This is a genomic window from Bradyrhizobium sp. 33ap4 (assembly GCF_032654765.1).
GTDB lineage: Bacteria > Pseudomonadota > Alphaproteobacteria > Rhizobiales > Xanthobacteraceae > Bradyrhizobium > Bradyrhizobium australafricanum.
Window position 1 is genome coordinate 89,710 of sequence record NZ_JAUMTJ010000012.1, and the last position, 23,153, is coordinate 112,862.

Below are 23,153 nucleotides of genomic sequence, written 5' to 3' on the forward strand. Positions count from 1 at the left end.
GGCCGGCGTGCAGTATCACCGGCCCCAATTTCATCGCAGCGCCGACGAGCACGTATGCCATTCAACCGTCGGTTCGCTGGAAGAATATTGTCGCCGCCCTCACAGGAGGCGCGAACGATGATCGCGTCGGCGCCGCACACCGGCTGCAGCGCGCGACCGGAGGTTTTGCCGATGAGGGGGCGCGTTATTGCCGCTTGCCGGCACACCGCTGGTTGCGTGCTCCTCACGCCTCTTCATGTTGTTTGTGGATGCCGATGCACATCCTCTCGCAACGCCGGCATCGGCGGCGCTTGTTGCGGCCTAACGCGCTGTTCTCGGCAGCACGCCTTTCCGCATCCTCAGATGGGACTGAAGATGGCTTCGGCCGCGTCCTGCACCGGCTGCCCCGCTGCGCTGGACCAGTGGTCGGATTGTCGTAGTTCACTCCCAAGCCTCATCAAGCTGCACTGCAGCCAGAGTCTTTCCTGCTTCTCGTGCCTGCTACGCCGAAACAGTGTTTCGGCATATGCGCGCATGCGGAATCGGTAAAGCAGTCGGTAGAAATGACAGGCCATGTGCTGCTCCTGGTCCATTTCGCCAACGAGGCGCTTTTGATCGCATCATTATCTTTCACTAAGCGCGGTGTTTGAATGCAATTTGGTCTCAGGTGACGCTTGATAGCGGCCTTGCAGCGTCGATTTTGGTGGATTTCATCCCGCGGATAGCGGTTCACGACATAAAGCCGCAGTCAGCAAATTCGATCTCCGCCATGGAGATCCATACTTGAGCTAGAGTTAGAAGCGATGGACAAGCAGGAATGTGACGAAGATCAAGTCGATATCGTGCCGCACCTGGTGTCATTTTTACGATCAAGTCGCCGTCTCAGTTGCCCAGAGAACTCGTGCAAGCCACGATAAAAGCATCCAGCAGGCTTTGAAGACTTTCGACCGCTACCAACAACCTATCCGATTCTTCGCGTTCTGTTGTGCCGAGTGCATAGGAGTCGCGTAGGCGCCTGCCGTGGTTCACCCTTTCGCGGCCGTTCGCGGCTCGCTTTTCGGCAAACTCTAGCTGCGCGGGGTCATGACCGAGCTTGTCCAACTCGCCGAGCAACAACTTCGTGACCGCCTGTCGCTCATGGTGGGTGAGATCAGTGCTGTAGAGCACGCTGAGATAGCGATAATGTTGGCACGCGCGACGTACCCGTACATGTCGCCGGTCTCCTATGTCCAGGACGGACCTTACGTAAGGGATTTATTGTACCGCCCAGTGGCATGGAGCACTATAATTGTTACTACTTGAGCCATCGCGGAACGGCTCGACTATTCGCGTCCGATGACCATGACGCGGACGGTTCAGGACTACTCTTGTGGTCCACTTTGAGCACGTCCACGGTGATAGCAATGCGCATTCGTCCGTTTCGTACAAAGCTTGCACCCGTTTTATGGACTACCCACATCCGGCAACGGCGCCAGCGCGTTTTGCCAGTACCAAGTCGCGTGTGGTTTGGTCCACGATGAATTTTGCTACTCGCATATCACTTTGTGCGCGGCTGCCGCGACGCGCGCCGAGGAGATCGGTGATTTGGCGCGCCGAAGTTGGGGTATCGTCTCGCGAGCCCCGGGGTCCGCAGCGTGCCCTTATGATACGATGCGATCACACTCGCCGAGCGAACGCGCGTTCGTCCGCTGTGTACGAAGTTTGCGCACGCCTGAGGATGCGCGATCTGTCAACATAGCTACGCGAGGGTGGGATGGTTCGCATCGTACCTGGTTCACTCTCTCGGCGGGCGTTCGGGGAGGGCCTTTTAGGTGCGGACAATTGGGGCGCAGATGTCTCCGCGTGACGCATGTCGAGGATCGCGTCGGAATGCTCGTCCTGCTTGCTCATTCACGTTATGGGACGAAGTCAAGGGCGTGCGATTGATGGCGCCGCTGAGCGATCCTGGTGCCTTGGTCGCGACGGTTAGAAGCGAGAGGCAGCCGAGCATGAGGCTTGTTCGCCGAACGGCGGGTCCTATTACCGATGGACTGGAGGCGCCCTGCCTCTTCGGTCGGTGCGCTTAGATTGGCTTGCAGATCCGTCGCACCCTGCTGACACAATCCGAGATCTGTGCCACGAAGGCTCGATCGATGGCGCCCTGCTGCAGGCGTTAGGATAATTGATCAATGAATACGCCGCTTAATGGTTATGTAGCAGCCCTAGAAGCCTTGAAAGAAGACGATCGGCTGCGCGGCTTCAAGCCGCGCACAGGGACCGATTTTGCTTCAAACGATTATCTGGCGCTGGCGAGCGCGCCTCGTATGAAGAAAGCCCTGTGCACCGCGCTCGATGCCGGCACGCCGATCGGAGCTGGTGGGTCACGGCTCCTGCGCGGTAATTGTGAGGAGCACGAAGCTCTTGAAGCGGAGGCGGCGCGGTTCTTCCGAACGCAGACGGCGCTGTTCTTCGGCGGCGGTTACATCGCAAATTTTGCTGTTCTAACGACGTTGCCGCAGCAGGGCGATTTGCTTGTTCTCGATTCGCTCGTACATGCCAGCATTCATGAAGGCGCACGAGCGGGCCGAGCCGAGTTCCGGATAAGCACTCATAATGACCTCCAGTCGATCGAAGACACGATTGGCGACTGGCGCGCCAGGGGCGGCAAGGGGCGCGTCTGGATCGTGGTGGAGAGCCTCTATAGTATGGACGGAGACTTCGCGCCGCTTAAAGATCTGGTCGCAATCGCCGAGCGCTACGAGGCGTTCCTGGTTGTGGACGAGGCTCATGCCACAGGTGTTTACGGCGAGCAGGGACGGGGGCTCACCGCGCCCTATGAGGGGCGCGAAAATCTTTTGGTAATCCACACCTGCGGCAAGGCGCTGGGCGCGGCGGGCGCGCTTGTCACGGCTTCCGGCGTATTGCGCGACTTCATGGTCAATCGGTGCCGTCCATTCATTTTCGCCACCGCGCCATCCCCCCTAATGGCCGTCGCGGTGCGAGAGGCGATCTTCATCCTGCAGGAGGAGCCTGAGCGGCAACGACGTCTAATCGATCTGGTCAACTTTACACATCGGCAGCTCGTTGTGTGCGGTCGCGCGAGTTCTTCGAACTCACAGATTATTCCTTATGTTGTGGGCGACAACGCTCGCACGATGCGGCTCGCCTCTGCACTCCAGGCGCGCGGCTTTGATATCCGTGGGATACGGCCGCCAACGGTGCCTGTGGGAACGGCACGGTTGCGGATCTCGCTGACACTTAACGTCGGGCAGGATGATGTATCCGACATGATCGATGCGTTGGTCGAAGAGACCTGGGGCGTGCAATGCGGCCGCGCAAGATGATTATATCGGCAAAACGGTCTTCAAAAGTCCGCGCCGACGCACGCAGATGCTCCTTTTTGAAGGGAGCACTTCGGAAAGCAAATTGACAAGGCTCAGCTACGCAGCGCTACCAGCGCTCTTTGGGTGGCATTCTCAAGGCGTCCATCGATCCTTGGGTGCCAGGCTCGAGGCGTGTCAGCGAAGGCTCAGAGGACTGTTCTGCGTTCTACCGGTAATCGCAACTGTCGCGCGAAAAAGTTCCGGTTTGTTGCGGATCCAAGGTATGGTCTTTAAAGCGGATCCAGCGATGCTTCGTTTCCAAGACTGGCACTCGCTTCGTTGGTTGATGCAGGAGAGACCGTCCGATGCCGTCGCGAGCAACAGTGTTCCTTACATCAGCCGGATGGGCAGCCGTCGCGGTCGTAATTCTGCTGTATGTGATCTTCAGCCCCAGCTGAGCCGGGGACCCTCAACGGGCCGATCTGATTCGATGCCATGACGGATGATCCGGCGAGGCTGTTTTGAGGGTTGTCCCCTCGCCGAGAGTAGCGCTTAGATCCCAACATCCGTTGCCGCGCATCTGCGGCTTCAGTCAACTGCGTTGGCCATGGCGTTAACGGAAGGCATGGAAATGTCGGTCACGACAGGAAATTTCGTTGGTGCTGGCTGCGCGTTGCCAACATAAGTAGGTAGAGTATGAGGAGGATAAAGAGCTCGCGCATACAAAAGGATATTCCGAAATTGTATGTCAATTGTGGAGCGGATCACATCCGGTGCATTTATCGATGGACGAGCGAATTTCGCGGACTCAACCGAAGCCGCGTTAGGCATTCAAACGGCTGCGAAGATGCCAGGGTCAGTTCAGCAGATCGACCTTGCCGGTGTGGAGCCGGTACAGACCCCCGACTACCTTTAGTCTGTTCTGCTCAACTGCCGCGTTCAGAACCGGGCCTGCCGATTTAAGTTTATCGACGTTATCGACTACGTTCTGCCGGATGGCATTGGCGAACGCATCACCGGTTTGCTGGCGGGATTCCCGTACCGCAGGCGCAAGCGCCGCGACGAGCGATGGAATATGTCCCGGCGCCGGCTTGTCGTCGTTGAGCGACTTGATCGTGGCGTCTATCGCGCCGCAACGATCGTGCCCGAGTACCAAGATCAATGGCGTGTTCAGCACAGCGACCGCGTATTCCATACTGGCGAGGGTGTCATCGTTGGCAAAATTACCGGCGAGTCGGCAGACAAACAGGTCACCAAGTCCGCTGTCGAAGGCAAGTTCAGGCGCTATGCGAGAATCGGCGCAGCTCAGAACCGCCGCATATGGATTTTGTCCATCGACTAAAGCCTGACGCTCGCGCTTGAAATCGCCGCCTCGTGATGTGCCCTGGACAAACCGGTCATTACCTTCGACTAGCCGCCTCAGCGCAGCATCCGGCGTGAGCATATTATCCGGCTTGGGTGGCCTTTTTGCTTCCTTCGCGTCAACTATGTTGTCGCCAAGCCGCATGCCAACCGCCGAAAACGCCAACAGCGACAGCAAAAGTGACCGGCGCGAAGGCTTTATCGTGAGCGCGCAAGATATATTCGGGGAATGGTCGGCATGCATGTGTGTCGCCTTATCGCGCGGCTTTACGCCATCCCGTGGCTTCAGCCTCCGCTTCGCTGCAGAGCCAGCGTTCACCCTGCTTCTTCGTCATGTCGATTTGTCCGTAACCGAATTGCCCGGGCAAGTGATAGATGCGCTCGCCGTTGCCGCCCACAGTGCCTTTTATCAGACACTCGGGTGAGGGCGGGTCCGATGCCAAAGCGGGTCCGAGCAGGAGCTCCTGGGCATCGGTCGGTACCGAGCTCGCGCCAATGATGATCGTTCCATTGTTGCGGTGACGCCAGTCCCAAGGCGTGATGAACGCCCCCGACCATAGGCCAGCATAGGCATGGCTCGCCACAACCTCATAGACGGCGTAGATATGGATATTTCGACCCCATGATAGTGCCCAACCCGAGCGTACCATCCACGCGTTCACGTCCTCGCCTGCGATGAAGCAGCTCCCGAGTGACCTGCCGTACTCATCTCGCCCGGTGGTATGACAATCCCACGTTCGTCCGTTCGAATGCTTGATAAGCTCATCGCGAGCAGCGATGCCGCAAGCCCATTTCTGACCGTGGGCGTCGAGGCAAATCTGATCCGTCTCCGGCGCGTCGATGCCCGAGAGCCGAATTTTAGTTTGCTCGATCTCAATCGTATTGCCGTCGACGATGCGCGGAGGGCCGCTGAGTTTCGCTGCGCAAGCCGGAGATGTGATGACAACGAGCAATGCAGCCATCGTTGCGCGGTGTTTCATCCCGACGGCCTTTCTCTCTTGGTCCAGCCGTTCAGCACCACGTGCAATCCGGCGTCGCTACATTCGCCTGCTCGATCGCACCATGTCTGTTATTTGGCCTGTGTTGCATCGTTCGGCGTTGGTTGGTGAAAGCTTGGTTGTGATTTCCAACCTACGCCCTGACGTGACGTGAGGTTCAAGCGATTTCTTCCAGGATAAGTGTTGCGGTATGCCGGCCTCGACCGTCTCTCTCAGTAGGGCGCGCACCGCACAGTGCTTGACCCCAGCAAGAAAATCATCGGCGGAGCGTTGAACTTGCCCGGTGTCGGTGTAGTCGAAAAGCCAACCGAGGTGCTCCCGGAAAGCGAAGGCCATCAAAGCAAATGAACCTGGCTACAGCGCGTTAGCGGTCACCCTCTTTGCAGCGCACGATCTATCGACTTAGATCCGCTCGACGTGCCAGATATCCGAGAGCGACCGTTAGTGATCGAGGGAGCGGGGGCTCATGGTGGCGCTGAATCGCGGTACACTTACGTTGACATCTTCGAGCGGTAGCGGCTTCCCGTCGTACTCTGCGCGAGCACGCTGCTTTGTACCATCAATCCCTCGCTGCCCTCGATAGAGGCTCTGCGCAAGCGCCAGATCGGCATTGTTGGGTTGCATTCATTGGCGAGAACCCCCGCAACTGAGAGTGCGATTTGTGACATCCGGCGGGTGAGTTGGCTCGGAGGATACTCTTGGCTTTCTCCGCTCACGACCAGCACGTTGCAGTCAGCGTTTAAAGTCTCATTCATCCCCGATGATTTCAAGCCATGATGCCAAGCGAGAAGCGTCCATCTGGCATCTGTTCACGCAACATGCGCTTCAAGATGAAGATCGCGCTTGGCGATGGTGCTCATCTCCACACCGCGGATGGTCGCCATATCATCGATGCAATCTTACAGACGTTGCCAATAGCTTATCGCTTGCGGACCAGCTCGAGATCGGTTCGCGGAAAGTTGTCACCCTTGTGCAGCAGTGGCGCGCGATAGGTCTTGGCGCAGGCATAGGCGAAACAGTCGCCAAGATTGAGCTGGGCCGGATGTCGCCCCTTTCCGAACCGATCGAATGCCATAGCGGCGGTCGATATCATGCCGTCGGCAATCGCGCACACGCGGATGGATGCGGCGTCGAGAAATTCCCGCACTGCGGCCTCCGCTTCCGGCGCACCCCATGCGTTGACGCGCATGAGAGCACCACCGTTTCATATACCGCGATGGGTGAGGTGAACGGCGCCTTGGCGTCGGCAATTGCCATGACGAGCTCAGCCGCGTCCGGTTCGCGCAGCAAGATCGCGACCAGGGCTGAGGCATCGATCATCATCAGACATCACCGGACAGATCGTCGAAAAACGCCTTGTCGGCGGTCAGACCGGTTTTGGGAGCGCTGGCGATGCGATCAAGCAGCGGTTGCAGCCGGTCCCAGGGCGGCGTCTTTAGGCGCTCACGCTGAATTTCATGTTCGCGAGCCTCGCGAACGCAATCGAGGATCGGCTTGCCTTTGAGTGCGGCGAGTTCGCGAATGATTCGGTCGGTCTCGCGGTCCTTAATGTTGTAGGCCATGGGTACCTCTGTTCGGGTATATAGGTATCCATGCTTAGGTACCTGAGCAGGGGCGTATTTCCAGACTCGGGTCAAGTATTTGGACGTTATAAAGTGATGGCGGCAGGGACGAGCCGCCAAGTAGCAGGTCCTCGAACTCAGCCGGGTCTTCGAAAGTCCCGGCATTGGAACGAGGCGGATACGTGAACTCCGGTGAAGCTCTCGACAGTACGTTCTCAGGACGTTATATTCGAACATAAACAGAACGACCGCCCACCGCCAGTTGTACCCTCCGGTCCTTTGCATCAAAATTTCAATAGGATTTTCAATATATTAGCTTGTTCCGATCTGGCTCGGGCATGTTCGATTGATGGAGCTTCTGATTGGCATTGTTTCGCCATTTGCACGACGACGCGTTCCTGGCCTTTTCGCGGGACCACAAACATCTCTACGCGGCATGTCTGCTGGATCTTCATGAGCGCTTCTTCTCGGGCGCGCCCGCTTTCCCTGCGCCGCAGCAGGTCATTCACGCGATCTACGACGTCATGCGGGCCAACCCCGCCTTGTGGGACGACGGCGACGATTTCGGCGCGCTGCCTGAAATGATCTCAGCGCGGCGCCGCCGCATCCGCAAGGTCGACGTCGCACTCACATCCGAGAAGGGAGACAAGGCGCTCGGCCTGGCGCGCCAACTTTACACGCGGCTCGTCGCATGGGGATGGCTCGAGGAGGAGGAGTACGGACTTCGGGTGACCGTGGACATGGCCATGGGACCCCTGCTCGTGATCCAGCGTCTGGCGAGCCTCAATAAGGACCTCTCCCAGCGATTCGGCGGCTTGATCGTGCAAATCCGCCTTAATCTGGAAGCCGTTGAAAAGCTCACACCCGAGATTACCGACCGCAAGCAACGCGAGGCCGCACTCGCCGTCCGCGAGGCGCGTAATCAGGCCGATCAATTCACCAAGAGCCTGCGGGCCATTTTGGCTGACCTCAAGCGTATCCGACGGACGGTCATGGAATCGAAGACCGTGGGCACCCGGCTGGAAGCCTTTTTCGAGGAGTTCGTCGACCAGCTGCTGCTGAAGGATTTCGAGTCCATCCTCACCGTCAACCATCCGTACCGCTTTCGCGACGCGATCGTGGATCTTGCTCGCAGAATTTCCTACACGTCCGAGACGATGCAGGTGCTCGCCGAGGAATACGCCGCAGCAAGCATGGCGTCCGATCTCGAAGAGGGGCGGATGGCTGCGGCTGACGATTTGTTGGCCATCGAAAGCATCTTCGAGCAGATCGGCGAGATGTTCGATCGGATCGAGACCTTCCGCAGACAACTCGAGGCACGTGTTCGAAATACCATCAAGTACGCCGAGCGTGGAGCACAGGGACTCGTCGGGCGCGCCGGCGACCTGGTGCGGCGGCTCGACGCTCTGCTCCGCAAGGGCAGGCACGACGAGGCAACCGTCGAATGGAACATTGAGCCACTGCGGTCGCCCTGGTCTGAACACCATCAGGCGCCGGCTAGACAGCCGCGCCGCCCTGTCGAGGCAAGAGAACTCGCCGGGCCGCCGTCGGATCCGCTCTACGAACTGCGGAAGCAGCTTCGCCTGGAGTACATCGCTCGCATCGCGCCGCGCCCCGAGGACGTCAAAAGATTCCTCGAGGGGCAGGTTCCTCCGTTCGCGACCAAGGAGGCGCGCTTCATGCAGATCGGCACCGTTGACGATTTCCTCGCCTTCGACTGCGCCCGACGTTATGCGCTAACCGGCGACGTGCCGGCGCAGATCGCGGCTGGGTTCGATCTGGAGCCAAGCCCCGACACGCCTCCGCACGATAGCGAGTGGCTCAGGTGCGCGAACTTCGTGGTCAGACGATCGGGTACGACGGCGAAAGGCAGAGCAGTCCATGCTTAGCGAATTTGACAACATCGAGCGCTCCGCCGGCGCGGAGAAAGCGGCCGATCTTCGGAAGGCGTTGCATTTCTTGCTGCGACGACAATTCGTGTTCGCCGGGGACCCTCGCACCGGGACGGTCTACAACACGATGATGGATGGCCGCTTCCGCGACGTGGTCGACCGCTTCTTCGACAGTTGCGGTTATCGCGTCCATCGCGATCCGGAGGCGCAGTGGGCAGGGATCGTCGCGATGGACGAGGACGTGCCGCTGCCCCGGATGAAGCTCGACGAAACCATCGTTATGCTCGTGCTGGCCGCGTACTGGCAGCAGGAAGTGAACGTCGGGGCCGTCGAGGACCGAGCCGTGGTCGTCGCGACGCTGAACGACCTCTTCGATCGGTACCGGGAGATGGCGCAGCATAGTGGGGGCGGCGCCATCTCCGCAGCCCGCTTCCGCGACATTCTGCGTGAGGCCGCCCAGCGTAGTCTTGTCGAGATCGGTGACTTCGACGACGAACAGCAGGACTGGGAGGTCAGGATCCGGCCGATGATCAAGCTGATCAGCGGCGGTGATGCGCTCCAAAGGCTCGAGCGCTACGTCAAAAGCGAGGAAGCCCGCTTTCCGCAGGTCGCGGGAGATGACGCATGATGCAACTGCGCCACCTGACTATGGTGAACTGGCACCTATTCGATGTTGCCGACATCGAAGTGACCGGTCACGTGGGCGTGCTGGGTGAGAACCGCTCCGGCAAATCGACGATCCTCGATATGGCGCAGGTCGTCCTCACCGGCGGCAACCGACGCTTCCTGCGCCTGAACGCGGTCGCCGGCGACGGCGGAAGATCGCGCGGCGGCTCGAAGCGCAGCGTCGTCGACTACTGCCTCGGCACGCTCGGCGAGGATCAGCGCCGGCGCGACGAGGCGCGCACCTACATCGCGCTCGGTTTTGAAGACACGGACGGATCGCGGCCTTCCGTCACCATCGGCATGGCGCTCGAAGCTCGGAAGTCCGACAGTAGAGAGACCGTGCTCGCGCTGTTCATCGCGGTCGGCGCGGTGCTCACGTCCAATGACTTCATCGAACAGCGTGGAAAGGCACTATTTCCAGCGCAATGGGAGGACGCGCGCGCCCGGATCATCTCCGCCGTCGGCGAAGGTAATTTCGTCAATCACCGCGATCGGGCGAGCGATTATGTCCGCGAGTATATGCGCCATCTCCTGCCGCACTCGCCGTATGGCGAACAGAACGCCAACGCGCTGCAGAAATCGATCGTCAACGCCATGACGCTCGACCACAACCAGACAGCCACGCAGTTCGTGCGGAACTACATCCTTGAGGACAGCCCGATCGGTATCAAGGAACTGCGCGAGTCGATCCAGACCTACCGCAACATTAGCGACACGATCCGGAAGATGCGCCTCAAGCTGGAGGCACTGAAGGAACTGAAGGCGATTCTGACGGCGCTGGAAGAGGCACTGGAGACCAAGTTCCGCGAGCAGTGGATTGGCAAGCGCGCGGAGTGGCTTGCCGCCCGCGCCATCAACCGTGACTTCAGGGTGAGGCTCCGGCTCGCGAACGCGCAGCGCGATGCCGCGGGCGGCGAACTGAAATTCTTGAATGAAGACATCAGAGCGATCGACGATGAGCTGCAACGGCTTACCGAGGCCATCGCCGAACACGACGCCAAGACTGGCAGGAAGTCGCTGCAGCAGACCGCCGCGGTGGCGGAGCAGTCCGCGCAACGTGCTGCAGCTGATTTCAAGGCGCGCATCGACACCATCCGGCGCCTGCAACCGTTGTGTGCCATGGGCGGGCGCGGCTTCGACGATTTCATTCCGGCCGTAGACCGGCTGCTTGCCGCTGTAGGTGCCGCCTCGGTTGGGGCCGTTTCCGACGAACTGGTTGCGGCCGAAAACGCCCTGACAATCTTGGGAGGGCAACGACTCGCGAAGATCGACGAAGCGCGTCAGGAGGTCATCGCAAAAGCCTCGCAGTTACGTACCCAGCGGGATGACTTGATGGAGCGGGTCCGGCAGCACGCCTCGGGAGGGGCGCGCGCGCACCTCGAGCCGGACACCGAGCGCTTATGTCTCCGGCTTCGCCAAAAAGGCATGGCGCCGCGTGTCTTGTGCGAACTGATCGAGGTCGCCGAGCCGGGTTGGACGGGTGCCGCTGAGGCGCTTCTGGGCCGCGATCGCGATGCGGTGTTCGTCGACAGGCCGCATATCGACGATGCGACCGCGATCTTCAAGGAAGGGCGGCGCGAGTTCCGGCGCACGTCCCTGGTGAGCCTCAACAAGCTGGAGCAATTCAGGGCCAAGCCGGAGCCAGGAACGTTTCCTTCGATCTTCCGCACGGAGGATCCGGACGCGCTGTCGTTTATCATGCGCCGGTACGGCTCCGTGCGCCTTGCGGACACCCTGGACCAGTTCAACAGGCCGGGCCGCGCCATCATGAAGGACGGCCTCTACGACGATGGCCTGGTCCGCACCCATCGATCAATCGAGCCTTCGCAGCACAAGATCGGCAAGGCTGCCCAGGCGAACGCGTTGCGTGCGCTGCACGAGCAGGCGGACGAGTTGGAAGTATCGCTACGCCAGGCCGCGAAGGAAGCCGAGATCGCTGACGAAGCGTTCATGGCGCTGAAAGCCCTATGCGACGCGCCCGCGGGCGATCTGAAGACCTGCGCGGCGGCCTTCGCCGCAGTGCAGGCTAAGATGGCAGATGCTCAAGCGAAGCTCGCGGCTCTCGACGACGCCGGCGACGGCGGTCTTCGCCAGAAAAAACGTGCCCAGCAGCAACTGAAGGACCGAAGGATCGCCGAGCGCGAGACTCAGCAGACTGCCTTCAACAAACACGACGGCGACGTCCGGGCGGCGAAGAGTAGGCTCGGCGACGGCGAAAACGTACCCGGCTCCGAACTCAATCTGAAGATCGCTTGGTCGCTTTTCGTCAAGAATCTGCCCCTCTACTCTGCGTCAAAAGGCCGGCCGGTATATCGGGCTCGCCTTGATGCCCGCGCTCACAAGAACGAGGCCGACCGGCATCGCAGCATGGCTGAGAAGGCCGTCAAGGACGCCGACGCGGCGAACGACGAGCGCGGTCGGATCGAACGGCAGGTGCGCGAGTTCCTGGACGGCTATTTCGACGATTTCGGCGTCAGCTCCCAGATCGGCATCGAGAGCGAGCCTCTTCAGGAGGTCAAGCCCTGGATGGCGCAATTGATCGAGGAGATCGAGTCCAACGAATTGCGGCAGTACGAACGTCAGGCGCGTGACGCGGCCGAGAAAGCGTCCATGTTACTGCGCGGTGAGTTCATTAATGCGCTCTCGGCTCGGATCGGCAAGATGGAGCGTGAGCTCCAGTCGCTGAACCGCAGCCTCTACGCGCACCCCTTCCACAACGAACGATACTCCTTTCACCGTACCCAGGTGGTGGAATTTCAGCCGATCCTGAAGATCATCGAGATCGGCAAGACCTCTCCCGAGGCGCTCGACATGCTCTTTCGCGGAGACGTATCGGATGACTTCCCCCACAAGGACACGATCCTGGCACTCGAAGCGCTGCTCGAAGATCCCGATAAGGACTTCACCCAGTTCGAGGATTACAGAAATTTCTACACCTTCGAGATCCACATGGAAGACGTCGGTACCGGCCGCTCGACCCGTTGGGAGCAGCGCCGTGGCACCGGATCGGGTGCTGAACAGCAGGTTCCAATTTACGTCGCCATCGGCGCCTCGCTTGCGGCCGTCTACGGCAGTGCCGAGCGTCGCGCCGGCAAGCCGGCAGGCTTCGCGCTTGCGATGTTCGACGAAGTCTTTTCGAAAATGGACGGCAAGAACCAGCGCCAGATGATGAGCTTCTACAAGAATCTCGGCCTGCAGTTCGTGATTGCCGCGCCTTTCGAGAAGCGGGTCGCGGTGCTAGAGCATATGGACACCATCGTGGAGGTCGATCGCATCGGCGAGCAGTCGAGGGCAACGGTCGTCTCGTTGAAGGAAAAGGCCAAGCGCGAACTGCGTGCGATCGATCCGGACCTGATGTCCGCCGACGACCTTGCCGCACGTCTGGCCGCCGAGTAGCCATGGTGCGTCGTTTCAGTGAGGCGAACGGACTACTGAACGATCTGCTGGATCGCTACGAAGGTGGGACCGCCAACCCCATCGCACATCCCGACTATGACGCATTTCCCAACGTGGTGGCTGCTGACGTCTTCCTGAGGCAGATCGCGCGGGCCGAGGCGGTCGGCGCCGTTAGTCTCGCAAGGGGACGCGGAACCAGGCGGGATCAGATTGTGCACGTCAGACTTCAAGCCGCGGACGCGCTCTACCACTATCTCGGACGCGTTCCGGCCGCTCAGATCGCCCAAGAGGCTGGTAGGCGCCTCTGTGCGGACATCGCGCTGGATTGGCGCTTGGTGGAAGCGGCTGCCGCGATAGCGGAAACTTGGGGGCGAGCCAAGAGCTGGCACGGGTTCGCCTCATCCGATGTGGACAAGCTCCGCGACGCCTTCGCCCTCGCCCAAGCAATTCTGGAGAATAGGCATTTGGATGTCGATTATCGGACCTTCTCGCGAAGAACAGTCGGCGATAGCAAAGCCCTCGAACGCGTCGAAGGCGCGGTCGTCCGACTTCTTGGTGGAATCCTCGAGCTCCCGCCCGGAGCGCGGCCCCGCGAGGCGCTGCGGACGATAGGATTGGAGCGCTTCGCGCCGCCGCTTCTCATCGCCGGAAGGATCGATCTCGATGGCGCCGATTTGTCCCAGATTTCTCCACGCTATCTAGGCATCCCGCCCAAGGAGGCGGATCGCATCCGATTCCGGCGGCCACCAGCCTACCTTCTTACCATCGAAAATTTCGCGAGCTTCAACAGACATGTCGCCGAGGCCGATCCAGATCGAGAGGGAGCGACGATGTACGTGGGTGGATACCCCTCTCTCGCCACCCAGCAGGCGCTGCGCACGATTACGCAAATGGTGTCTGGAAACACGCCGATCTTCCACTGGTCAGACATTGATCCGGATGGGACGTGGATATTCCACACGATCGAGCGCGCAGTCGGACGTCCGATTCGACCCCACCTCATGAGTGTCGAAATCGCCGAAAGATCGGGGCAGGTGCCACTGAGGAAGGCCGCTCCCGCGCGGTGTCCACCAGACTCCGGTATTGCGGTGCTCGCGGCCTATTTAGCAGGAGACGGAGCAAAGACGCTTGAGCAAGAGGAGCTCAATCCCGTCTTACCGGATCCTACCGCTCCGCCGTGAGCGTCGGTAAAAACCAAGAGCGGTCGGTATCATGGAATCGAGCACTGTCAATTCCTCCTGCAAGGTGTTCGAAAGTGGGATACTCTCTGTGATCGGTGACGACCTTGGCGATCTTCGAGCGCATAACCACACGGCCACGCTCACCGACTGCGTGGCGGCCGTCGAACAAGAAATAAGATGGCCCCGTCGCCTTGGTGCCGCGAAATATTTCGCCGGCGCTCGTCCGTGATTATGTTCGCTATCATTTCTCAACAGCTTGCGACGTCTGGCGATCCACCAACTGTGTTCTGCTCAACCTCCACCGGTATTGTGGGCACCGTCACGACCTGTTCGGTCGCGGACGGGATCTTGCTGAATTGCTTGTGCGCAACGGTCTTGCGTTGAATTGGCCCGAATATTCGGAAGGGCAAATACCACGAAGCTCAGCACGAGGTGCGCGTGGCCCAGGGTAGCTGGGAGGGCAGCTATGTCGAGCCGATGGCTTGATCGTGCATGTGCCGCCTGGACGAATTCCCATCCCAGGTGCCAGCCAGTGCGAGGCATCAATCTCCGACATGCGTCATCGCACGCAGGCAGCTTACTCTGGTGCGGTTTGGGCGATTCATTACGCATCGTTCTCAAGCACCTCGCTGCACAATGGGAACGAAATGGTTGCAGCCAGCCGTGAATTGCCGGTCTCTTGTTACGGGCTTGAAGTGGACGGCCGACTCGAAGCCGAATTTACAACGAGAGACGGCGCCCGGCCGGGTAGGGAAGAATTAAAGAAGCGCTTTCCCATGCTTCAGATCAGGATTTATGACGCGCAGACGAATGCGCCCGAGGAAATCTAGATCCTCCGTCTCAATTCTACGGTCCATCCATTGCGCATGGCTGCGGAGCTCCTCGCCGGGGGTACTCGGGAAAGGCGCCCGCCGCCATCAAGAATGCCGGCGTTCACTGCCCCGTTCCCGGGTACCCATTTAACCGGTCTCGTCGCTGCACTCGGTCCCGCGTGCCGCCTTCGGCGTCGCTATGCTCACGCTCCTGCGGGTGCCATTTTCCGTTGAAGCGATGCGCTGCGCGCACGCCTGCTGGGCGAAGTCCGCTGCAGAATGGGATTTCGAGCTGGCCTCGTCGCAGATTGGCGTCCGCGCACTGCGCGTGTGCGGGGAAGGCTAAATCGGTTCTCGTAAGCTGGCACGTGGTCGTCCGATCATAGCATCGATTTTCTCGTCCAATGGGCCGCGAGCAACAGTGCTGTGTGTGCCTTTTCCTGTGACAAGCTGCGAGAGAGGCTGCCGGTCTGTCGCAAAGACAGAACAGCACACGTCAACGTTTCCGAGCGTGTGTGCTTTGGCCGCTACTCAGAGGCGCTCAGCGTCAAGGAGCTGCGCCGCGATCTTGCTCCGTGCGATCATTGGCCGAGGCCTTTCGCGCCCTCTCTATTGTTTCTCGTTCATTTGGCTCTATGCGATCGAACCAAGAGCCTGGAGGAAAGGCTGCGATACGCTTGGCAAAAAAAGATTGAGGCTCCCAATCTTGTCCTTCGCTTTTCTCGAAAGCGATGACGCCGTTGCGAGTAAAATAATGGGGCCCCGGGATCTTGCAGTTCACCAAAAGCAGAACGCGCCAAAGATCACCCTTTTTCGTCGGCTTGTCATTCGGTTTCGCCACGTAATCCACTGCAACGGGCTCAATGATATGGCACCGGCCGTGCCGCAGAAGATCGCCGAGCTTGCCTTGTGCGGTCGTTACGAAGTTGAAGTTAACAGGATCGTGCAGAAAGCGGAGATTTGCGTCCCTTTCGCCATCGGTGACCTCACTGGCGATCAACGAGAGCGCAAAGGCGCGCCAACCCAATTCAATCGGCTTGGCATATGGCGACGCAAGTCTGATCGTTCCGTCGGTCGCGATCTTCCAAGTGATTGCGTACTGTTCGTCTGATTTGTTGTCTTGGTGCCTGGTCCACGAAAAGTACACATACTCTGTTCGGTCAATTCCTTCAGCGACTCCCCATGACCGAGGGACGAAGTGAGCCACCTTCGAGACCTTGGAGATGATTTGTTCTATAGTCTCGCCGTCTTGCGCTCGCCACGTTGACTTGACCCTTTCGACAAGCGCGCTGTCGTTGGCGCGAACGTTGCTGTTTGTCGCTGCCAGCCCGGCCAGGCAGATCAGCGATCGACCGAGACAGAACCAAAGCACGCGCGTTCCAGACATTCTCTTCATTGCTGCCGGCCCATCTGGTTCTCATCCACGCGTCAATTCCAAAGCGGACAATCTTCGACGTGCTCTACGAGATCGCTAGAAGTTAGCGGCAACGTGACGCGAGCACCTGCTGATGTCCCGCGCTGCAGGCGCTGTCCCTCGATGTCACGCGCCGCTAACTTCAGTGGTCAGCCAAAGCTTCAACTTGCAATGCTGGACCAGCCCAGGAGGAGAAGCCTGGGCAAGCGAGGACTTGCATTCTTCGTGCCAGGCAATAGCAGGCAGTTCGCACCAGATTTGTGCCGCCTTTGTCGACTTCCCGACCTGCGCACCTTATTTATGTTGCCATTAAGCCTATTCGCAGCGACTTTCGTGGCTCATTCCTGTCACGCACTGGATCTCCGAGCAGCGCAGTTTTGAAAGCCTCGCTGCCAGAAGCCAGACGACAATTGAGTGCAGGTTTGCCGCCATCGAACCGGTGTGGTCCGGGGTCGTTGCCGCTGCTGCCAAGGTCGAGAGTGCCTCAGCCGGTTGTGCTAGGCGCTTTATGGCCGACAACGAGGCGAAGCCGCCCATCAGCGGCGAGCGATTAGGAATTGGCGCTCGCAAGTTCAAAAGTAAGGCAGACGATGGGACGAGGCCTTCGCCGCTCGCGTGATGGCCCGCTTCGTGACCGGCGTCTATCAGTTCGTCGCCGTAGTCAACATTGGAGGAGCTGCGCTTCCATGCAGTCGTATCGACCGGGCAAGAAGGCCAAGCCTCGGGTTGAGCTAGCTTCGGCTTGAACTGCTCAAAACGTTCGAGAGCATCTGTCTGACGGCCGGGTTCATAAGTGGCCTTGCTATCCAGCCGAACAGGCCGACCGCAAAGACGGCAGCAGCAAAGACGGTGAGGGCACTCCAAACAGCCATTTTCATTGCGAGCTACTCTTTTCGTTGGTGATTCACTATGCTTGCTTTTCGCAGTATCGCCAAAAAACGTCCGCATGGCGCCTACCAGGATTGGTCGTAGATCAACATGCTCGCTGAGTATGCCGGCGGATTTAGCGTATAGCGCGCCTATTCACACTGGTTGTTGGTGGAGAAAGGGGGACGTAGCGAAGGGTGCTCGATGAATGTTCGAAAGCTGGATCGCGTGAAGAGCGTCCTGCCTCGGCACCGTGACCTTCATCGCCCAGGCCGCATTCGTCTCTTCCATGATCTGACGCGCGGTCCGACGCCAACGCGCCTCGCAGATGGTCACCCCGATATTTGTGATTGGAGAGTGCCTTCAACGTCCCGATCAAGAGTGGCCGTGCATCGTCAACACGTAGGAGACGTCGCAGCATCAATTTGAGAGGTTGACGGCGGAGTTGTCTTGCCGATAATCCAAGTCGTCGAGGTTCTCCGGTTCCTGTTTGATCCGGAGCTAAGAGGGAAGCCGGTGATGCCGGCGCTGCCCCCGCAACTGTGAGCGGCGAGCCGCTGTCCAACAGAGTCACTGAAGCCTGCGCGGCTTCGGGAAGGCCGGACAGTGGCGATGACCCGCGAGCCAGGAGACCTGCCCCGACAATATGTTCGTCCACGGGCGGGGTGTCCCGGTGGTGCGCCAAGCAGCCGTCGCTCGCGCGACGTCTCCTGCCTGCGTCCGCCATGGCCTTTGCCCCCAACATGGGGTTAACGCTATGTCTCTTCTCTCGCTTCCGGTTGCCACGCTCGGAACGCCGCGCATCGGTCCAAGACGCGAGCTTAAACTCGCGCTCGAAAGCTATTGGGCCGGAAGAATCAGCGAACAGCAGTTGCTCGAGGACGCAGCCGGCCTACGTGCGGCGAACTGGGCGCGCCAGAAATCCCTCGGTGTCACCATCATTCCGTCGAACGATTTTTCGCTATACGATCAGGTGCTCGACACCAGTGTCATGGTCGGCGCCATCCCGGAAGTCTATGCCTCGAAAGCCGAGCCTGCTTCTCTCAAGACGTATTTCGCCATGGCACGCGGTTCACAAAGCGGCAGTCAGGATGCGAGTTGCGGTCACGGACCTCGCGGCTATGGCGCACCCGCGCAGGAGATGACCAAGTGGTTCGATACCAACTACCACTACATGGTTCCGGAATTTCATCGGGGACAGACTTTCAGGCTCTCCTCTCGCAAGCCTATCGAGGAGTATGAGGAAGCCAAGGCCCTTGGCTTTCAGACTCGCCCTGTCCTGATCGGCCCGGTCACTTTCTTGAAGCTAGGCAAGAGTGCGGATCCCGCGTTCCAGCCACTGTCACTCCTGGATGACCTGCTACCTGTCTATATCGAGGTTCTGCAGGAATTGGCCAAACGCGGAGCAAATTGGGTTCAGTTTGACGAGCCCTGCATGGTCCTTGATCTGGATGAGGGGCCAAAAAAATCTTTGCTGCATGCCTATGGCCGGCTCGCCAAGGAAGGGCCGGCCATCAAGATCATGGTTGCCAGCTATTTCGGCCACCTTGGCGACAATCTTCACACCGCCTTGCGCCTACCTATTGCCGGCCTGCATGTCGATCTGGTTCGGGCGCCGGAGTTATTGGATCAGATCATTGCTGCCGGGCGAAGTGAACTCGTCATGTCACTCGGCGTGATAGACGGTCGCAATGTGTGGCGGACGAATTTGTCGGCGCTGCGCCAGCGGCTCGATCCCGCCATTGCGAAGCTCGGCAAGGATCGCGTACAGATCGCCCCATCCTGTTCGCTGCTTCACGTGCCGGTCGATGTTGAACTCGAAACGGAGCTTGCTTCCGATGTCAAGAGTTGGCTTGCGTTCTCGGTTCAGAAGATTCGCGAGCTTGCGACCTTGGCACGGGCACTCGCAGGCGATCAAGATGTCGCCGACGCTCTTGCGGAATCGGAGCGCGTTACCACCCGCCGCGGAACTTCCCCGAAGATCCGTGACGCCAATGTCGCCGTCCGGATCAGTGCGATCAATCAGACCATGCGACGGCGCGTCAGCCCATTTGCCAGCCGTGCCGAGATCCAACGCAAGCGCTTCAAACTGCCGGCGTTTCCGACCACGACGATCGGATCGTTTCCGCAGACCGCAGAGGTGCGTAATGCCCGCGCGGCGCACGCGAGAGGCTCGATGAGCGACGGGCAATACGACAAGTTTCTCAAGGAGGAGACTGCGCGTGCTGTCCGTTGGCAGGAGGACATTGGCCTGGACGTGCTCGTGCACGGCGAGTTCGAGCGCAATGACATGGTGCAGTACTTCGGCGAGCAACTCTCCGGCTTCGCATTTACCAAAAACGGCTGGGTACAATCCTATGGCTCGCGCTGCGTTCGGCCACCGATCCTGTTTGGCGACGTCTCGCGGCCGAAGCCGATCACCGTGGACTGGTGGCGCTACGCGCAATCACTAACCAACAAGCCGATGAAGGCGATGTTGACCGGACCGGTAACGATTTTGAACTGGTCGTTTGTTCGCGATGATATTCCCAGAAGCGAGGCCTGCCGCCAACTTGCGCTCGCGATCCGAGACGAAGTCAGGGATCTCGAGAATGCGGGTGCGACCATGATCCAGATCGACGAAGCAGCGCTGCGCGAGGGGTTGCCACCGCGTCGATCGGAGTGGGCGGCCTATCTCGACTGGGCTGGGGATTGCTTCCGCATCTGCTCATCGGGCGTCGCCGATCAAACCCAGATTCATACCCATATGTGCTACTCGGAATTCAACGACATCATCGATGCGATTGCTGCAATGGACGCCGATGTCATCTCGATCGAGACCTCGCGCTCGAAGATGGAATTGCTCGACGCGTTTCGGAACTACAAATATCCAAATCAAATCGGGCCGGGCGTGTACGACATCCATTCTCCACGCGTGCCCGAGACCAGCGAGATGACGGGACTCATGGCGTTGGCTCGCAAGCGGCTGCAGGACTCGCAGCTCTGGGTCAATCCGGACTGTGGCCTGAAGACGCGGAAATGGGAGGAGGTTCGCCCAGCACTGGTCAACATGGTCGCTGCCGCCCGCGAGCTGCGCGCTGGATCCGCTCCCGTCGACCGTTGAGCCTTGGCCTGTTGTCTCTCGTCGAGAAAGCCGATCGCTTGTGGGACTTTGCGCACTCGGTGATCGTGAGGGGACTTGGGGAACGAAAAAAGCCCGGCCGCCTTTAGCGGCCGGGCGAAGTGTGTCCGGGAGGAGCGACGCTGCTATGCATCGCACCGACGTCCATCGGCGGAGGGAGGACAGCCGATGGTTCGATCACGGCGAGGACATCCGCCGAAAATCTGACTACAGTTAAAACACAAGCTCAGCGGAGCTCAATTATGCCGCGGTATGCCGCCGATATTGCCTGGGATAGAAAATCTACACTAAGGTTTGTCGTCGATGAGCATCTTCGCAACGTGTTGCCGAGTTGAGCGATGGGCGGTAGTCGGGCGGTCATGGGGCCGGCCAAAAGCGCACGTTGGTAGGCGTTTCTGCCGGAAACGATAAGCTAGATCAACGCGACTATACGAAACTGCCGACGGAAAAAGCATGATCTGACCAATCCAATGAGCGGACTTGCTATTGATGCAGGCCCTGCTTACGCCAGCTTGGTCCGCGGGTTCCAAGCTTTGTTTGAATCTTTGTACAACTTGGCAGACGGGGCGAACGGGATGCCGATCGGCGTGCTCTTCAGCGGTGTGATTGGTCGTCATCCAAAAGCATAGCCCAGTTGCGGGGATACTGAGCTCGGATCTGAAACGCTGGGTTTCGCTTAGTCGCTAGACCGCCTGACTATGTGTAGCGCCGGACCTAAGGAGGTGAGCGTCGAAGACTGATGCGACGCACCGGGCCAGGAACTCTGCGCCCCGGGCTACAGTGAGCCGGTCATCATCAATCGCCACGACGCCATCGGCGATAAGGCTGCCGAGGCGAGAATGATCGACAACGGCTAATCTAGGATCCCGGCCGTAACGACGGGATATCTCGGAAAGATCAACCGCAAAGTCGCACATGATTCGCTCGATGATTTCGGCGTGGAAGCGATCGTCATCGGTCAGTAAATAGCCCTTTGCGATGGCGAGCCGATCCTGGGAGATGCGAGCAAGGTAGTCCTTGGTCGAGACCGCGTTTGCGGCAAACCCCTGTTGCATACGGCCGATGGCGCTGGCGCCCAGACCAATCAGGACGTCAGCGCAATCGTCAGTATAGCCCTGGAAGTTGCGCCTCAGCCCGCCTTCCTGCCTCGCTAGGGCGAGATTGTCGTTCGGCAAGGCGAAGTGATCGACGCCTACGCGAACGTATCCAGCATCAACCAAAGCTCCCGCGATGGTTTCGGCCTGGAGGTGGCGCGTGACGCTGTCGGGTAGGCTGGACGCATCGATCTTGCGTTGATGTTTCTTGAACGAAGGAATGTGCGCGTAGCCAAAGGCCGAAAACCGGTCCGGATGAAGCTCGAGGCACTTGGCGACGGTGTCGAGGCACGAAGCGACGGTCTGCAGGGGCAGGCCATAGAGCAAGTCGAAATTGATCCGGCCGACGCCGGCGCGGCGTAACCGATCGACCGAGGTCGCGGTCTGTCCGAAGCTCTGCAGACGATTGATGCCGTGCTGAACAACTGGATCGAAGCTCTGGATACCAAGGCTCGCCCGGTTGACCCCGCAAAAGCCCAGCGCCTCGGCCATCGGCTCGCTCAACGTGCGTGGATCGATCTCTACGGCGATCTCGGCATCGGGCAGGACAGCGAAGGAATGGCGCAACGAACCGACGAGATCAGCAAATGTTTCAGGCGTCATGATCGTCGGGGTACCGCCCCCGAAGTGGATATGAGAGATCGGTTGTCGTCGACCAACGGTTTCTGCAACGAGGTAAGCTTCAGTCCGCAGTCCCGCTGCATAGATCGCGATCGGCTCCTGGCGTTTCGTGACAGACGTGTGGCAGCCACAATACCAGCACATCTTTCGACAAAACGGCACGTGAACGTAGATCGAGGCGGATTGCTGGGCGTCCAACGACTTGAGCCACGTTTGGTAGTCGGATTCGCAAACCGATGCTGAGAAATGGGGGGCCGTCGGATAGCTGGTGTAGCGTGGCAGCCGGTGCTGCCCGTAGGAGTCTGCCAAGTCCGGTCGCATTCGGATGCCTTTCTTCCTCCTTGGGTCAGATTACCGGACACGCAGCAGATAAGCTTTGCGCTGGCTCAAATATCGCGTCGGACCGTCGTGGCCATCCTGCCGAAATTGGTAGGGCATGCCCGTGGCGTATGCATCGCACTTTGGGACGCAATGAGGCGCTCGCCCGGCCGCAATGAGCAGCATCCTATCCGCGCGTGCCTCCGTAGTTCGTTGGGACCCAATCCGGCCAGCGAACCAAGCCGCAATCGGTTAAGCTCATTCCCTGTGCCGGCCGGAGCGCTCGACGAGCGGCCGCAACCATCCATTCCGATCGGTCGGTGTGGGGTTCGTTTGGCGCGTGATCAGCGTGGCGTAGGCCAAGCCATATTGCCACCACCCTACCGACGCAGAGGTCATGGAACCTGCCGGACCCGGAGTGTATGGATTTCGGCCATGCCATTTGCAATCGGGTGACTGAAGGAAAGCGATCACGGATTTCGTCCTGGCCGTGCGCAGCGTATGCGCGCCGGGAAGATTATCATCTTCATTTCAACAGGACGATCATGACGTCCACTTCCCATCGTGA

The 23,153-nt window shown here is 59.5% G+C and carries 15 protein-coding genes and 1 riboswitch; of the genes, 7 read left to right on the forward strand and 8 right to left on the reverse strand.

Translation table 11 applies throughout. The features are described 5' to 3' along the window. Positions 1-861 precede the first annotated feature (861 nt). The gene (locus Q2M23_RS11630) at positions 862-1,146 is read right to left on the reverse strand and encodes a hypothetical protein (protein WP_316395636.1); all 285 of its coding nucleotides are present in this window, start codon (positions 1,144-1,146) and stop codon (positions 862-864) included. A 1,001-nt stretch (positions 1,147-2,147) separates the two neighbouring features. Between Q2M23_RS11630 and Q2M23_RS11635 the strand changes: the two genes are divergently transcribed. Further along, complete coding sequence (locus tag Q2M23_RS11635) at positions 2,148-3,302, forward strand: 8-amino-7-oxononanoate synthase (protein WP_316395637.1); 1,155 nt, start codon at positions 2,148-2,150, stop codon at positions 3,300-3,302. Between the two features lie 835 nt (positions 3,303-4,137). On the opposite strand, the gene Q2M23_RS11640 is transcribed toward Q2M23_RS11635, so the two are convergent. The 4 genes from Q2M23_RS11640 to Q2M23_RS11655 all read right to left on the reverse strand — a co-directional run bounded on the left by Q2M23_RS11640 (position 4,138) and on the right by Q2M23_RS11655 (position 7,203). Further along, positions 4,138-4,887, reverse strand: a complete 750-nt coding sequence (locus tag Q2M23_RS11640; protein ID WP_316395638.1) for a carbonic anhydrase — start codon at positions 4,885-4,887, stop codon at positions 4,138-4,140. A 10-nt stretch (positions 4,888-4,897) separates the two neighbouring features. Next, positions 4,898-5,623, reverse strand: a complete 726-nt coding sequence (locus Q2M23_RS11645) for a thermonuclease family protein (protein WP_057018743.1) — start codon at positions 5,621-5,623, stop codon at positions 4,898-4,900. 937 nt (positions 5,624-6,560) lie between these two features. Beyond that, positions 6,561-6,830, reverse strand: coding sequence for a type II toxin-antitoxin system VapC family toxin (locus tag Q2M23_RS11650; RefSeq protein ID WP_316395639.1), 270 nt, complete (start codon positions 6,828-6,830; stop codon positions 6,561-6,563). Between the two features lie 133 nt (positions 6,831-6,963). Beyond that, positions 6,964-7,203 carry a type II toxin-antitoxin system VapB family antitoxin gene (locus tag Q2M23_RS11655; protein ID WP_316395640.1) on the reverse strand — a complete coding sequence of 80 codons (240 nt, stop codon included), beginning with the start codon at positions 7,201-7,203 and terminating at the stop codon, positions 6,964-6,966. Positions 7,204-7,565: 362 nt separating this feature from the next. Between Q2M23_RS11655 and Q2M23_RS11660 the strand changes: the two genes are divergently transcribed. The 5 genes from Q2M23_RS11660 to Q2M23_RS11680 all read left to right on the forward strand — a co-directional run bounded on the left by Q2M23_RS11660 (position 7,566) and on the right by Q2M23_RS11680 (position 15,168). After that, complete coding sequence (locus Q2M23_RS11660) at positions 7,566-9,092, forward strand: Wadjet anti-phage system protein JetA family protein (protein ID WP_069276046.1); 1,527 nt, start codon at positions 7,566-7,568, stop codon at positions 9,090-9,092. Then, a complete protein-coding gene (locus Q2M23_RS11665) occupies positions 9,085-9,723 on the forward strand; it encodes a DUF4194 domain-containing protein (protein ID WP_316395641.1) in 639 nt (212 codons plus the stop codon). The genes Q2M23_RS11660 and Q2M23_RS11665 overlap by 8 nt, the downstream gene beginning before the upstream one ends. Next, positions 9,720-13,157: an SbcC/MukB-like Walker B domain-containing protein gene (locus tag Q2M23_RS11670; RefSeq protein ID WP_316395642.1), complete on the forward strand. Its 3,438-nt coding sequence runs from the start codon at positions 9,720-9,722 to the stop codon at positions 13,155-13,157. Before Q2M23_RS11665 ends, Q2M23_RS11670 begins: the two co-directional genes overlap by 4 nt. A 2-nt stretch (positions 13,158-13,159) precedes the next feature. After that, positions 13,160-14,338 carry a Wadjet anti-phage system protein JetD domain-containing protein gene (locus Q2M23_RS11675; RefSeq protein ID WP_069276044.1) on the forward strand — a complete coding sequence of 393 codons (1,179 nt, stop codon included), beginning with the start codon at positions 13,160-13,162 and terminating at the stop codon, positions 14,336-14,338. Between the two features lie 482 nt (positions 14,339-14,820). After that, a complete protein-coding gene (locus Q2M23_RS11680; protein WP_316395643.1) occupies positions 14,821-15,168 on the forward strand; it encodes a hypothetical protein in 348 nt (115 codons plus the stop codon). Between the two features lie 529 nt (positions 15,169-15,697). Here the strand turns inward: Q2M23_RS11680 and Q2M23_RS11685 are convergent. Next, positions 15,698-16,537: a nodulate formation efficiency C protein gene (locus tag Q2M23_RS11685; protein ID WP_316395644.1), complete on the reverse strand. Its 840-nt coding sequence runs from the start codon at positions 16,535-16,537 to the stop codon at positions 15,698-15,700. Between the two features lie 342 nt (positions 16,538-16,879). Next, entirely contained in the window at positions 16,880-17,512 is a 633-nt protein-coding gene (locus Q2M23_RS11690; protein WP_316395645.1) for a hypothetical protein, read from the reverse strand. A 374-nt stretch (positions 17,513-17,886) separates the two neighbouring features. Then, positions 17,887-18,087: riboswitch (cobalamin riboswitch) on the forward strand. A 101-nt stretch (positions 18,088-18,188) separates the two neighbouring features. Here Q2M23_RS11690 and metE point away from each other — a divergent pair. Then, positions 18,189-20,534, forward strand: coding sequence for a 5-methyltetrahydropteroyltriglutamate--homocysteine S-methyltransferase (metE, locus tag Q2M23_RS11695; RefSeq protein ID WP_316395646.1), 2,346 nt, complete (start codon positions 18,189-18,191; stop codon positions 20,532-20,534). 701 nt (positions 20,535-21,235) lie between these two features. On the opposite strand, the gene hemN is transcribed toward metE, so the two are convergent. Beyond that, positions 21,236-22,588 (reverse strand): oxygen-independent coproporphyrinogen III oxidase, encoded by a 1,353-nt coding sequence (hemN, locus tag Q2M23_RS11700; protein WP_316395647.1) that lies wholly within the window; start codon positions 22,586-22,588, stop codon positions 21,236-21,238. Positions 22,589-23,153: the final 565 nt, after the last annotated feature.